The 14,332-nt window shown below is 65.6% G+C and carries 10 protein-coding genes; 7 read left to right on the top strand and 3 right to left on the bottom strand.

The annotated features are described in order from the left end of the window. Positions 1-135: 135 nt before the first annotated feature. Positions 136-2,637, bottom strand: a complete 2,502-nt coding sequence (locus ETR14_RS17210) for a TonB-dependent receptor (protein WP_243455563.1) — start codon at positions 2,635-2,637, stop codon at positions 136-138. Between the two features lie 388 nt (positions 2,638-3,025). Between ETR14_RS17210 and ETR14_RS17205 the strand changes: the two genes are divergently transcribed. Then, positions 3,026-3,205 (top strand): hypothetical protein, encoded by a 180-nt coding sequence (locus tag ETR14_RS17205; protein ID WP_129386617.1) that lies wholly within the window; start codon positions 3,026-3,028, stop codon positions 3,203-3,205. Between the two features lie 562 nt (positions 3,206-3,767). Here ETR14_RS17205 and ETR14_RS28990 read toward each other — a convergent pair. Both ETR14_RS28990 and ETR14_RS17195 read right to left on the bottom strand, forming a co-directional pair. Next, on the bottom strand, positions 3,768-7,562 hold the full coding sequence (locus ETR14_RS28990) for a cadherin domain-containing protein (protein WP_129386614.1): 3,795 nt from the start codon (positions 7,560-7,562) through the stop codon (positions 3,768-3,770). A 367-nt stretch (positions 7,563-7,929) separates the two neighbouring features. Continuing rightward, positions 7,930-8,130 carry a hypothetical protein gene (locus tag ETR14_RS17195; RefSeq protein WP_129386612.1) on the bottom strand — a complete coding sequence of 67 codons (201 nt, stop codon included), beginning with the start codon at positions 8,128-8,130 and terminating at the stop codon, positions 7,930-7,932. Positions 8,131-9,196: 1,066 nt separating this feature from the next. Here ETR14_RS17195 and ETR14_RS17190 point away from each other — a divergent pair. From ETR14_RS17190 to ETR14_RS17160, 6 genes are all read left to right on the top strand, one after another. Beyond that, positions 9,197-9,616, top strand: a complete 420-nt coding sequence (locus tag ETR14_RS17190; protein ID WP_129386609.1) for a hypothetical protein — start codon at positions 9,197-9,199, stop codon at positions 9,614-9,616. A 170-nt stretch (positions 9,617-9,786) separates the two neighbouring features. After that, positions 9,787-10,248, top strand: coding sequence for a hypothetical protein (locus ETR14_RS17185; RefSeq protein WP_129386606.1), 462 nt, complete (start codon positions 9,787-9,789; stop codon positions 10,246-10,248). Between the two features lie 539 nt (positions 10,249-10,787). After that, positions 10,788-12,032 (top strand): hypothetical protein, encoded by a 1,245-nt coding sequence (locus ETR14_RS17175; RefSeq protein ID WP_129386600.1) that lies wholly within the window; start codon positions 10,788-10,790, stop codon positions 12,030-12,032. A 268-nt stretch (positions 12,033-12,300) separates the two neighbouring features. Beyond that, the gene (locus ETR14_RS17170) at positions 12,301-12,513 is read left to right on the top strand and encodes a hypothetical protein (RefSeq protein ID WP_129386597.1); all 213 of its coding nucleotides are present in this window, start codon (positions 12,301-12,303) and stop codon (positions 12,511-12,513) included. Between the two features lie 241 nt (positions 12,514-12,754). Further along, entirely contained in the window at positions 12,755-12,925 is a 171-nt protein-coding gene (locus ETR14_RS28445) for a hypothetical protein (RefSeq protein ID WP_165356494.1), read from the top strand. Between the two features lie 967 nt (positions 12,926-13,892). Beyond that, positions 13,893-14,174, top strand: a complete 282-nt coding sequence (locus tag ETR14_RS17160) for a TrbC/VirB2 family protein (protein WP_243455930.1) — start codon at positions 13,893-13,895, stop codon at positions 14,172-14,174. Positions 14,175-14,332: the final 158 nt, after the last annotated feature.

Here is a 14,332-nt window from a genome sequence, read left to right as displayed (position 1 = left end):
CCTGGAATGGAAGAGCGTGGCGACCTGCGAGATCGTCGTCGTCCGGATGCGGGAAAGCCCAAGGCGAGACTGCTCATCTGGTTCATCCTTCGAGGTGATCGCGATCGAAGCCGGATCTGCCGGCGCAATTGTGCATCAGAAGCTCAGCCGGAGGGTGAGGCCGTAGGTGCGCGGATCCGCCGGCTGCCCCACGATCAGGCCGGTGCTGCCGGACTGGGTCGCGAGTACGTCGAAATAGCGGGTGTCGAACGCATTGCGCATCCAGGCGAACAGGTCCCAGTGCTCGGGAGATCTGACGCCGACGCGAAGGTTCACGACGGAATAGCCGTCGATGTCCGTGTAGAGGGATCGGGACGGGTTCGACGAGAATCTGGACCGGTAGCTGCCGTCCAGCCCGGCATAGGCTTCGCCGGCCCTGCCGAGCAACGAGAGCGGGTGGCGGTACTCGCCGCCGAACGAAAATGCCCAGCGCGAAATGCCGGGGAGCCACTGCCCCGATATGTCGCAATTGGAGGGGCTCAGCCCGCCTGGGGTTCCAGGCGCGCTCGGTGTCTGCCCCGCGCCGGCGATGGTTCCGCCGGACAGTTCCGGGGGACAGGGCGCATCGACGAACCTGACATATTCATGATCGGTGAAGGCGCCGCTCGCATAGAGCGTGAGCCGCTCCGTCGGTCGCGCAGAAAAGTCCGCCTCGACGCCCCGCACCCGCACTTTCTCGGCATTGGCGAGATAGCCGCGCAGCACACCCAGCTGACCGTTGGTGACGGTTGCCTGATAATCCTTTATCTCCGTCCAGAAGGCGGCCAGATTGAGCGTGATCCTCCTGTTCCAGAATTCCGTCTTGAGCCCGGTCTCGAAATGGCTGACGTCCTCCGGCTTGACGGTCTGGGCCGACAATATCGGAGTGTTGCCGGAGTCGAGCGGCAGGCCCGCGAGGTTGATGCCGCCGGACTTGAAGCTCTTTGCATAAGTGGCATAAGCCATCGCATCGGCGCCGAGCCGGTAGGAGATGGTGAAGTCTCCCGAGACGTTCCAGTCGCTGAATTTCGGATCGTAGCTTTGCGGCGGCAGATTGGCGCATTGATCGCGCGCGATGCTGCTTGCCGGCGGCGGATTGCACAGCAGAGGAGCACCGCTGCCGGTGAAGACCAATGCCTCATATTGTCCCGACTTCCGATCGTAATTGAGCCGCAGCCCGGGTTGCAGCGTGAGCCGATCGGTCACCTTCCAGCTCAACTGGCCGAACGCTGCAAGGCTGGTGGTGCTGAGCAGGATATCGTTCTCGGACCGGAGCCCGTCGAGCACCGCGCTGTTGCACGCATTGGCCGACGCCGGATTACAGCCGCTCGCACCGACGGGCACGGCGCCCGGGTTCAGCAGCCAGCGGCTCGCCGCCGGGCCCTGCTCCTGGACGCCGGTGGTATGCTGCCGCTGGTGATAGGCGAACAGCCCGACGACATAGTCGAGGCGCTTGCCGGAGGCCGCGTACCGGATTTCCTGGGAATATTGATCCTGCTTCGAGGGATTGGCCGAAATCGTCGTGATCGGCAGCCCGGTGAAGTCGCGATCGTTGGATGGACCCCAGTTCCAGAACCTCCAGGCCGTCACGGACGTCAGCATGCCCGGCCCGAGCGACCATTCCGCACGCAGCGAGGCACCGCCAATTTCCTGGAAGGCATCGAGCGGCGTATCAAGATCGGTAAGCCGATCGAACGCATCGGTGCTCGGCGGAGCATAGCCGAACGCCGCCGCCAGCCCTGCAAACTGGCGATTTAGGGGACGCTGGGTGGCGCCCGTACGAACGTATAGCTGCGCGCAGCATTCCGGATTCTGGCGGTTGAAGTCTCCGGTCAGGACGATGTCGAGCCCGTTGGCGGCCCGCCACAGGAGCGATCCGCGGAAGCCGAGATTGTCCTGGGCGTTGACGTGGCGATTGGTCGTCACGTTGAAGACCGTGCCGCGCCGGCGCGTCGCCGATGCAGCGATGCGGACGGCGAGGCGATCCTCGATGATCGGACCGGAGACGGATCCCTTGGCTTGCCGGTAGCCGAAATTGCCGACGCTGAGTTCCCCCCGGCCTTCGAACTCGAAGCTCGGGCGGCGAGTCGTGATGTTGATGGCGCCGGCCGTCGTATTCTTGCCGTAAAGCGTTCCCTGAGGCCCGCGCAGAACTTCCACCTGCTCGACATCCAGGAAGTCGAACGTGGCCGCAGCAATGCGGCTGTTATAGACCTGGTCGATATAGACTCCGACGCCTTGCTCGATGCCGTCGTTGGTGAGCCCGAAGGGCGCGCCGAGACCGCGGATGTTGGCCGCCGAATTGCGCGGGTTGGTAGAGTAGAATTGGAGCGACGGCTGAAGCTGGGTCAGCTTCGAGACGTTGAAGCTGCCGGTTGATTCGATCGCATCGGCGTTCAGGACCGACACCGCGAGGGGCACATCCTGTACATTCTCCTGGCGTCGCCGCGCGGTGACGATGATCTCGCCTTCGCCGACGGCCGCCGGAACGGCCTCCGCAGGTGAGGAGGTGATGGGCCCTGCTGCATCCGCCACCTCGGGCGTCGAGGTCTGCGCCAGTGCCGCTCCCGGCATGGCGATCATCACGAACATGCTGCCCGCAAGACGGCCTGCTGTCATTCTTGCCTCCCCGAAGTCGTTCGATGGAGCAAGTTTGATGTCTACCGGCAGAGTAGACAAATACCCTTTCGGATATAACCCTTTTTGTCTACTCTCCTGCTAGACAAGATGTCGGATCTTTTCGCGCAGGGGGGCGTGGCCTGCTCTCGGCCACTGCCAACCAGCCCTGCGACTCGAACATCATCAGCCGCAGTGCGGTCTCATAAGCCGAAAGTGGTAGACGCGCGGCCACCGGACGCCTGCGCCGGTCAATGGGCGGACGAAGGCGGCTCCGCTCACCCGCGCGACAACAGCCACCCGGCCGGCCACAGTTGAAACATAATCGGCTTCTCGACGGCATCGGCCTGTGACAGACTCGTTCGACGTTGCACTCTCGAGGAGAGAGCTCATGACGTCGCCTGGGAAGCTGATCCAAGTGCTGCGCCGAAGGGCCGATCATTACCGGGAGCAGGCATCATTGCCGCACCGGCTCGATCGCCGCGACCTGTTGCTGATGATGGCGCAATCCTATGACCGCGAAGCAATGCGGCTTTCTCTGGCAGCCCTTCGAGGCCCGGATGCCGCCTGACCGGCACGGAGGCGAAAAAGCCGCGATTTCAACGACGTTAATCCAGCGAACGAAAGGCGTAGCGCGAAGTTGCCGGTTTGTCGCCGCCTCCCCCATGCTAGGCATGCCCTTCGGTCGCGGCCCCAACCCTGCCCCTTCGCGACCGAGGGCCGGACTGCAGATCATTGCGCTCCGGCCCACCCGGGCGGGCGGAGCATGGCTTTGCAAGGGGCTCGGCACGGATGGGGATTAGGGGAGCAGTGGCATGATCGGTTCCGGGCATGAAATGCCTCCTCGGCTCGTCGCTGTGCATGGTCCGCCGAATTTCGCGCCGGCCGCCTTGCTGGAGCGGCAGGAATTCACGCTCCGCCGCGGCGATGTCCTGCTTATCGTGGAGCATGACGACGGGACTGACGAATGGATCGAACCGTCGCTCCTGCCTCTCCGTGCTTCCGGATCGCCACCACGCTTCATGTGCCGCAGCTGATCACGTCCGGGCCCGCGCCTTTCCGGATCGCGCGCAACCGCCGGCCGCTTCCTGCCCCCTGACCGGAACGCCGCGCACATCCTGTGCCCGCACCGGTCAGATGATGTTGAGACTATCCATCGCCGCGAGCGTGTTGGCGCCGAGCAGCATCACGGCCTGGTCGAGTGCGCCGTCGGAATTCGTGTCCCAGAACAGCCAGCCATCCGCCGTCCCGGCGACGAACACCGCGGAAATACCGGGCTGCATCGCGCCTGAGGCAGCGACGAGCGCATCGCTCATCAAGGCACCGGCGATCACGGTTTCCGCATAAGCGGATGCGGCAAGTGGCGCCGTCACCGACAGCAGATCGATCCGATCCTCGACTGCATTGAAGTCGGTTATGGTGTCGCTGCTGGCGCTTGAGAGCCCGCTGTCCGATGTACCGAAGGCAAAGACATCGGGATCAAGCCCCCCGGTCAGCATATCCTTGTTCAGCCCGCCAATCAGGATGTCGGCACCTTCGGAACCGTTGAGGGTGTCGTTCGAGCTTCCGCCGTGGAGCCAGTCGTCTCCGGCGCCGCCGGTGATCTTGTCGGGCGATTCGTCGCCGCTGATCCGGTCATTGCCGGACTTTCCGCTCAACGTGTCGCTGCCGAGACCGCCGAAGATGATGTCGTCGCCTCCCGCGCCGTCGATCGTGTCATTGCCGGCCTCGCCGGTGATCTGGTTGCCGGCGCCATTGCCGTTGATGACATTGTCGAGCGCATTCCCGGTGCCTGCGATTCCATCCGCTCCGACCAACGTCAGCATCTCCACATTGTCCGCGAGCCGATAGGATATCGAGGCCTTGGCATGATCGGCCGTGCCTTCGCCGGCCAGTTCGACGATGCGGTCATCGTTCGACGGGTCGCCGTCGTCGGAATAGGTGTCGACCATGTAGATGTCATTGTCGGCACCGCCCTGCATCAGATCGGCACCTGTCCCTCCGTCCAGCTGGTCGGCGCCGGCGCCGCCGCGAAGATCGTCTGTTCCGCCGCCGCCGGAGAGCGTGTCATTGGCATCGCCGCCGTCGAGTAAGTCGTCTCCGAGGTCGCCGACCAGCGAGTCGTTACCGCCTTCGCCGCGAAGACTATTGGCGGCGGCATTGCCGGTGATCAGGTTGGCCAGATCATTTCCCCATCCCATCGCGGCCGATCCGGTAAGGGTCAGCCGCTCGACATTGTCGGGGAGCCGGTAGGAAAGGGCGGCATTTACGAGATCGATCCCTTCGCCGGCCCTTTCGACCACCAGGTCGTCGTTCACGGTCTTGCCGTCGTCTACGTAGGCGTCGACGAAGTAGATGTCGTCGCCGAGGCCGCCCTCGAGGCGGTCGGTTCCCGCGCCGCCGTCGATCCTGTCGTTACCGCCGAGCCCGAACACAATGTCGGAAAGCGCAGTGGTGCGCAGGCCGGCCGTGCTCGCCGTCGGCGAGAAGGTCTCCCCCGCGCTGGTGCCCGTCAGCGTCTTTCCAACCTCGTTGACGTCCGTCACCGCCACAGCGATGCGCTGAACCGCGGAGAAGGTTCCATCCGTCACCCGCACGATGACGTCGTAAATGCCGTCCGCGTCCGCATCGATCCGGTCTTCGAAGTCCGGTGCGGCGCGGAAGGCGAGCTGCCCCGTGGCACTGTCGAGCAGGAACAGGCCCGCATCGGCGCCCCCGTCGATCAGGAAGGACAAAGCGGGCCCGTCCGCGTCAGCGGCCTGGACCATCGTCACGAACAGGCTGTTCTCGCTCACTGCGACGCCGGCCACCGCCCCACCCCCGTTGGACACGATCGTCGGTGCGACATCATTGATGTTGAGGATCTGGATGGACAAGCTCTGTTGCGCGACGAACAGGCCATCGCCGGCGCCGACGATCACTTCGTAGACGCCGTCGCCGCCCTGATCGGCCGGAGCCTCGAAGTCGGGCGGAGCAACGAACGAAAGCAATCCCGTGCCCGAATCGATCATGAACAGGGCCGCGTCGGCGCCGCCGCGGATCGAGTAGGTCGGAGCGGTGCCGTCGGCGTCGGTGGCGGCCACCGTGGCCGCCACGCTCTGGCTTTCGGCAAGCAGTATCGAGGCGGACGCCCCGCCGCCGTTCGAGCCGATCACCGGCGCATGTTCATTCCCGTTGGCGACGGTCACCCGGATGCGCTGGGAATCGGCGTTGGTGCCGTCGGAGGCGGTGACCTCGACTTCGTAGATGCCGTCACCGTTCGCGTCGGTCGGGTGCTCGTAATCCGGCGCGGTGATGAAGCGCAGCTGCCCCGTCTGGGCATCAAGCTCGAACCTGGCTGCATCCGCACCTCCCGAAACGGAAAGGACGGGGACGGTGCCGTCCGGATCGATCGCCGTGACCTCGACCACGGCCTGCGTATTTTCGGGAACCGACAGGTCGACAATTGGCGCGCCTCCTCCCGACGTGATGACCGGCGCCGCGCCGTCCGCCAGGTCCGTGACCGTGATCGCGAGGCTCTGGCTGTCAGCGCCGCCAAAGCCGTCCAGCGCCGTCACCACGACATCGTAGATGTTGTCGCCGTCGGCATCCAGCGGATGTTCGAAGTCCGGCGGTGTCACGAACGAGAGCAGGCCGGTCGCGGCATCAATGCTGAACAGGGCTCGATCGGCGCCCCCGGTCAGCCCGTAACGCACCACCTGGCCCGGATCGGGATCGGTCGCGCTGACCAGCGTAACATTGGCGCTGTTCTCGGCGACCGACAGCGCCGCCGCCGGCCCGCCGCCGTTCGATACGATCACCGGAGCCGCGTTGATCAGGCCGGCCGGGAATATCCCGTCCGCGAACTGGAAGAATTCGGCATTCCGGACCCGATCGGACGTCCCGTCAGGAGCACCGGGTCGCAGATCCGAGAACAGATATTCTCCCGACGACAGGAGGATGTACGAGTAATCCGACCTGTTGCCCGAGAAACGGATTGTGTCGGAGCCGGCACCGCCGTCCAGACTGTCGTTGCCGCCGCCGGCGATCAGGACATCGTCTTCCGTTCCGCCCGACATGATGTCGTCGCCGTCGCCCGCATCGAGCAAGTCCATGCCGGCAGCACCAGCGAGGGTGTCGATGCCCGCTCCGCCGAACAGTTGGTCGTTGCCGCCGCCGCCATCGAGACTGTCATCGCCCGCATAGCCGTCGCTGTCGCCGTGCAGGACGTCGTTTCCGGCGCCGCCGAGAAGAACGTCGCTGCCGAGGCCGCCGTAAAGGAGATCATTGGCTTCGCCGCCCTCGAGCCGGTCGCCGCGTCCGCCGCCGTGAAGCACGTCGTTGCCGGCGCCGCCGTAGAGGATGTCGTCACCTGCGACGCCATCATATCCGAAATCGTCGCCGTAGAGAAGGTCATCGCCGCCGCCACCGGAGATGGTGTCGGCCCGCTTGCCGCCGACGATCAGGTCGTTGCCGCCGCCGCCGTCCAGGGCGTCACTTCCGGCGCCCGAGAGAATGATGTCGTTGCCTTCCTCTCCGAAGACCTTCACGTCCTTCGAATATTCGGGTCCGTCGACGCCTTGCGGACTGAAGTCGATGACATCGTCGCCAGCGCCGAGATAGACCTGTTCGATCGCGGAAAAGCCCCCGATTCCGTTGAGGAAAGCGCCGTTATTGTAGAAAAGGGCGTCGCGGAATGCCGAGCCGTAGATGGTGTCGGTGCCCTCGGCCCCGGCGAGGACGTCGAGCGAAATCTGGATATCGTTCGCCGCGATCGTGTAGGTCGAGCCGTCCTGCAGGTGATAGGGCGTTGCCCAGGTCAGTGTCGCAAGCACCGCATCCGGATTGCTGAACGCGAAATTGGTGTCCGCCATGAAGGCCCAGAAGACATCCTTGCCGGTGGTGCCCTGGCTGACGCCTTTTCCCTTGACGTTGAAATAGGTGGCCATGTGCGAACTCCCCGATCGCGGCTGCGTTGCTCCGCAGCATCCGGATCTCGGCGAGTCGTATCAGCTAAGGAGAGGCACCCGAACCGGCCATATGGCCACCCTGCTTACTCTTATGCGGGAGGAACGGGCGGCTAAGAGGGATTAGCCGCGGCCGGCATCCTATACGGCATGTTGTCTGCCGTAGCGCCGGGAGACCCAAGACCGCGCCCCGGTTTTGCACGAGCCTTGCTTCGCGATCGCTCGCGGCGGGAACTGCACCATTCGGACAGGTGCCGGCGCCGCCATTCTTCCGCTGCCGGCAGGCGCGCCGTATGGCAGGGCGGTAGAGCGGCAGGGCGATAGAGCGGCACAGGGCAGTGCACCTGTGTCACGACCGAACCGGCTTCCTCGCGGCACCGTCCGGCCGCGGCTTCGCGCGGGCCTGGGATTGCCGCCCGCTTGCCGCGTCGGCCTGGTCGATCGCCAGGAGCAGCCGGTCGAAATTACCCCATTCCGGCAGAGGAATGACGCGGCGCAGACGCGCTCCGATCAACTCGACATCCTCTCGCAATTCGAAGAAGTGGGCCAAGGCGGAAGCCTTTGAGCGTTGGACACGCGGGAACGTCCGCCGCCGGACGAGGCATGATTATGCCGGGCGCACCCCAAGCCCTGAAATGATCTTCCGTATTACGCCTCCCGCTCTATCCGCGCGGGCAGGGTCCTCCCTTGTTCCGCGCCTCAAGAACGCCCTCGGGAGGACGAGTCGCGGAGAGGATGGCGGGAACCCGGGACCCGCCTGCCCTCCGAAGGACCTACCTCGGAATAGATCCGGCGCCGGCCGAGGCCCGCCGTTACCATACCAACCGATCACGACACCGGATCGGAAGGACGCCCCTATGTCGTTTCTTCTCTTCATCTCCCTGATGGCCGCGTCCGCACCGGCGAGTGAAGCGGCCGCGACCCCCGGCACGGCGGCGATCCCGCCACACCGCGAAGCTTCGGAGACTCGCCGGGCGGATCGGAGGCCGGACCCCAATCGAGTTCGGAGCGGGCCTCGCGATCCGGGACCTGCCGCGCGTGCCGCGCGCCACCGCGACAGGGGACCGGCGCGACCAGGTCCACGCGACCCGGGGCGGCGCCTTGGTCCGGCGAAGCAGGGCGGCCCTTCCGGGTCCCCTCCCGACCGTGATCCAGCGGAGAGCAGGGCGGAGCGCCCGGCCGGCAAGGCCTCTGCCGCCGGCACCCAACGGCTCCGCAGCTCCTGACCAATATGGATTACCTCTTGAGAATGCGTCGCTAACAGCCTGTTTCCCGGTTAGCTTTTTTTCACCTTCATTGCTGGGAGTGGCGGCGCCGACACAAGCCTGACGATTGCGTCAGGCGGGAGTCAGCTCGAACGGTAAACTCGCGTGCACAGCACCTGAAGCCTTCGCCGGACCGTCCGTCGTCGAACGGGAGTGAGACCATTTGCCGCCGCCTGCCGCCGCGCTTCCGCCAGAACCTTTCGCCCGCCGCCAGGCGCGTATAGCCGGGAGCGGCGGATGCGGATGCTGACGCTCCAGCCCTGTCCGCGTTGCTCGGAACTGCAGGCCGAGCAGATCAGCAGGTGCCGCGCCTGCGGACAGCGACTCTCCGACCGAAGGCGGGTCCGTCCGGTGCGGAGGCGAGTCGCGGCAATCCTGTCGCTGCTGATGGTCGTCATGCTGGTGAGCGGCTATTTCTGGCTGCACCCGTCCTCCCCGATCACGTCGGCGCTTGCGCCGCGCCCGGTGGTGCTCCGCGACCCGAACGATCCGAGATCGACCTACCGGCTGATCGCATGGCGACAGACCAGCCGGGGCTTTGCCGAGGCGCTCGTGCAACGCGACGGCACCAGCGGGCGCAGCTTCAGCCGTCGCCGCGTCGATTGCAGGACGGGCCGGACGCGAAGCCTCGGAGCCGGCGACAGCCTCTCGGAGACCGCCGTCGAGCGCCCCGAGGCCGCGGAGGTTACCCACGCTTCGGGGACAATATGGGCGCAGACGGCCGACCTGGCCTGTCGCCGCCGTGCCGGCAGCTCGCGCCCGCCTTCATGAGGATGACTCCGCTTCGGGTGGGCATGGTCGACCGTTGGCCTGTCGCAGCGAAGGGCCGGAGAGGTGCGGGCCTGGCCGAACGGGCAATATCGCTGCCGTGCGCTGGCTGCTAAACTCCGCTCTCGAGCCGGGTTGCTGATGGTGCCGCCAGGGAGGCGAGGATGACAGCTGTGGAAAATCGTCCGCAAGGTCGCGTCCTGGAGCTGGTCAGCTGCCGTACCGCCCGGCAGGTGGAATGCTATCAGGCCGCCAATGGCATCGTCGCTCCCCTGCAACGGCTCGCCGCCGGCCTGTTGCGTGTGATGCGGGGGAGCGGAGAGCCCGAACATATCGGTTTCCTCTGCGGAGCCGTGCTCGACGCCCTGGAGGAGCATCGCCAGATCCTGGGTTCCTACCCGGACGGGAATGCGATCGCTGCCGCCCTGCACCTCGGCCTCGAGGAGGCGCAGGCGGGCACCGATGCCGAGGGCGCGGGTATCGCGCGAGCGCAGAGAATGATGATTTCCGGGGCCCTCCAGGTCTGCGCCTCCAGCCTTCTTTCCCAGGCTGTTCAGACGCGCAACGGCGAGCGCGAACTCCTCGCCGGCGCTATGGACGCGGTACGCAACCTCACGGAGGGTGCCATCGGCTGAGCTGCAGCCAGGATTTCTGCATGCGCCGCGCATCCGCGGGCGACGACGCCAACTACCACTTTTGGCCGATTGCGGCACGGCAGCACGCCCCCTTAGCCTCATGCCGCGGCAGGGCGATTCATGTCCACGGGAGCGCCGCCGGCGGGCGCGATCCCGAGGCGCCGGGACCAGGAGGGGAAATGGGTCAGAATCCGTCGCCGGGCACGCGGAGAGGCGACTGGCTGAGGATTGTAGCGGCCGGGCTGCTCTGCACGGCATGCCTGGCAAGCTGCGGCGGCGATGGCCAGGACGGGGCGCCGCCGGACGTGCCGTCCCCGCCATCGCCGGCTCCTCCTCCTCCGCCTCCTCCTCCGCCGCCGCCGCCGCCGCCGCCCGGCAACCCGCCGGGAGGATTTGATCCCTCGAAGCTACCCGACGGTCGTCAGCGTGCCTTCCCGACCGCGCAAGGCTTCGGGGCCGCAAGCGTCGGGGGACGCGGTGGCCGGGTGATTCCAGTGACGAACCTCGAAGATGATGGTCCAGGTTCCCTGCGCGCCTGCATGATGTCGACGGGCCCGCGAACATGCATCTTCCGAGTCGCCGGAACCATCATGTTGCTCAGCCAGATCAAGCCGGTCGCCGGCAACCTGACCATTGCGGGTCAGACGGCGCCCGGGGGCGGGATCGCGATCCGCAACGCACCTTCCAACCTGAGCGGCTCGCCGATCTTCCTCAACGCTCCGCACAACATCATCCGACACCTGCGGATCAGGCCTGGTCCGACATCCGGGGCCAAGCAGGACACGACCGACGCGATCACGGTTGACGCCGGCGCCCACGACACGATCATCGACCATAGCAGCCTTTCCTGGGCGACGGACGAGCCGTTCAACTCGACCAAGGCCTCCCATGACATCACCCTCCAATGGTCGCTGATCTATGAAGGGCTGAGTAAGTCGACCCATGTCCAGGGCGAACATGCGAAGGGAGTTTTCATGGAGGGCAGCAATCTTACTCTGCACCATGTCTTCATCGCTCACGCCACGGATCGTTTACCCAATGCCGGCGTCGGCGCCCGGATCGACGTCGTCAACAACGTCTCCTACAACATGCGGGAGAAGGCCCAGCAATATTTCTCGATGCTCTTCCAGGGCGCCGGCGTAAGGCGGCAGGCAAACATCATCGGCAATTGGGTATCGATGGGCCCGTCCTCGTTGCGCGGCATCCCGATCTACGGCGCCGATTACGAGGAGGAATTCTCGACCTTCCCCGGCCAGGCGGCTTTCTACCTGTCCGGCAATATCGACGGGCGCCGCTGGAACGACATGCTCGACGAACGGCTCTTTCTCGAGCCGTCCGACTGGAAATATGTCGTCGGCAGTCCCTTTCCCCTGTCGATGGCGCTTTATTCGGGCGCGCCGCAAGCGCTGAGGGACGTCGCCGCCTTCGCCGGTGCCTGGCCGCGTGACGCCGCCGATCAGAGGGTGATCGCGGATTTCCTCGCCTGCCGCGGACAGATCATCGACGATCCTTCGGATGTCGGCGGCTGGCCCCTGCTGGCTGCCGGCCAGCCTTATGGCGACGCGGACGGCGACGGCATGGCGGATGGATGGGAGATGCAGCACGGCATCTCCGATGCCGGCGCCGACCCGGATGGGGACGGCTATACGAACCTCGAGGAATTCCTGAATGAACTGGCCGGCGACCAGGACAGCTCGGGCCTTGCCTTGAACCGGGTCGGGACCGGCGACACGGCACTGCCTGCGGTGAATTGCGGGCTTCCCGTCGCTTCGAACGCAGCCTGAGTCCCTTTCGAGCGCGTCGGCCGCCGGCACCGCGGCCTGCCCGATCGAAATCGGCGACAGGGGTCGGAAAGGTTGCATAAATACATCGTTAATGGATGCTTCCTATGCTGGACAGAAGGCGCCGGATCGCTATTAACCGGCTCCCGGTGTCAGTTGGCGTCTGATCCGAGCACCTTCGCACAGCTGGCGCCGCCGTCACTCGACGGCGGCATTTCGTTGGACGAGCGACCAATCCTGCCATGATTCAGACCGAGAAGAGCAAAGGGTGGTGAACCGTCCGACGCAATTTGGCGTTCGCCGGATCGGCGAGCCCTCTCCGCGGCTGCGGCGCTTCGAGGTCGTCGGCGAGGACGCCGACGGCTTCCTGCACAGCTTCCACACGGATGACATGCAGCAGGCTCTCGATATCGCCGAGATCATGCGCGACGACCTCGCAAACGTGCGCATGGAGACGCATGATCAAGGCGGCAAGCTCGATTGATCTGGTCGCAGCGCCTTGCCGCATGTGCCGGCGGATGGCGCTGCGGTCTCGCCGCCTGAACGTTCCGCAAAGCACATCGCCATCTCTGTTCATCATCCTGCGAAGTTGCGCCGGCCTACGGAGCGTCATTGACCGAAGGACGTAGGCAATCCTGGTCCGGCTGCCCGCAATAGTCTGCAGGCGTTTCGCATCCTTGCTTTATCATCCGACGATGACAGGCTCGGCAGAGGAGAGAACCTCGATGCGGCACAGAAGGATGGAAGGGATTCCGCTCGCATCACTCGATGCGGACGACATCCAGGCCGAAGAGATCGAGAAAGCGATCCGTCTCTACAAGGCCATTCTGTGGGCGCTCGCATTCTCGATCCTGCTGTGGATCGTGATCGCTGCAGTCCTGTTTGCGGCTCTGTGACGCCAATGCGCCTGGTCTTGGCACACGCCTGACTTTGCGGTCGATCGCCGGGCCGAGCGCCGGCCTCGAGGAACAGGCGCTCCGCACCGACCTGCCTGCCGCACTCCCCGAAGGACGAGACCGGCCAGGACCCAAGCTCAAACGGATTTCGCCGCCCCGGAGCGCGCAAGACGGGTCGCGCGCAAAGATGTCGGTCGAAGCCTGCTTCGCAGAATGAAGCACCTGCGCTCGAGGCGACCCGCCGGCATGCAATTCCAATTCGCCGCGTGCCGGTGACGATGCGGGCCGAGGCAGGGGATCGACCCCGGCCCGCCACGCCCGGTGAGGCGCGTATTCCTTCATGACAGCCTCCGGCGGAGTCCCGGGAGTGCGCTTTGTGAGTAAGCCTCCCGCAAAGCCGGATCCGCCCCGCGTGAAGGCCGCTCGTGCCGCTTAGGGGTTGCGCCGTCAGCTCTTGGCGGATCGAGCGGAGGATTGTGCGTAAAGCGCGTCGCTCGCCTTCCAGGGACCTCCGTTCTTCCGCTCCAGCGGGCGTGCGCAGCCCTCGCACAACGATATGAGGCGATCGCCGCGCCGCGTCAGGGAACAGGCGGATGGCCGATGGAAACCGAAGAGGCAAAGCAACTGCATGCCGGCATGATATCGGATCGTGGCGCGGTGACCAAGGTCGGCAAGAGGGTCCCGGACGGATGCCGATGCTCCTGAGCGAGCACTGCGGCGCGAACGCAGTAGGTCGATCGGACGACCGCTTCGCAACGCGCCTCGGCCGGCCAGATCGTACCGGATCCACCCTGCTTTGCGTCGAAAGACGTAACCCGGAATAGTCGGTCAGCCCACGGGATAATCACCCCCTCGCCTGCTCACATCTGCTATCCCGTGCCAGTTCGTTCGCCAAGTCCGATGCGGGCATCAGGAACGAGTCGTGAGGCGCAAAAAGTTGAAGCTCCCGATCGCCGCCGCGCTCGGCGTGCTGCCGCTCGTTTCCGGCGCGGCGCGCGCACAGGACAGTCTCGCCGACCCCGCAGGGTCCGGCGCGATCGTTGCAGCTGTACAATGGCTGCAGGGCACGTTGCTCGGCACCATCGCCACCGTGGTCGCGGTGATCGCGGTTGCCTCGGTCGGCTTCCTGATGCTCACCGGCCGGATCAACTGGCGCTACGGCGCCACCGTGATCGTCGGCTGCTTCATCCTGTTCGGTGCGGCCAGCATCGTCGCCGGCATCCAGTCGACGGCCGGCGCCGGCAATTGATCGATGGCGATGCCGGTCCGCGGAGCGCTCGGGACTGAGCGCCGCCAGGCGGGCCACTCCACCGTCTTCTTTGCATCTTCGCTTAGCCCAGGCGCTGAAAATGGCGGCATGAGCGCCCTGCCCGACGCGCCCGGGCACCGCCTTCCGCTCAACCCTGT

It is taken from the genome of Sphingosinicella sp. BN140058, assembly GCF_004135585.1.
Lineage (GTDB): Bacteria > Pseudomonadota > Alphaproteobacteria > Sphingomonadales > Sphingomonadaceae > Allosphingosinicella.
This window is presented reverse-complemented; position numbering and strand designations above follow the sequence as displayed.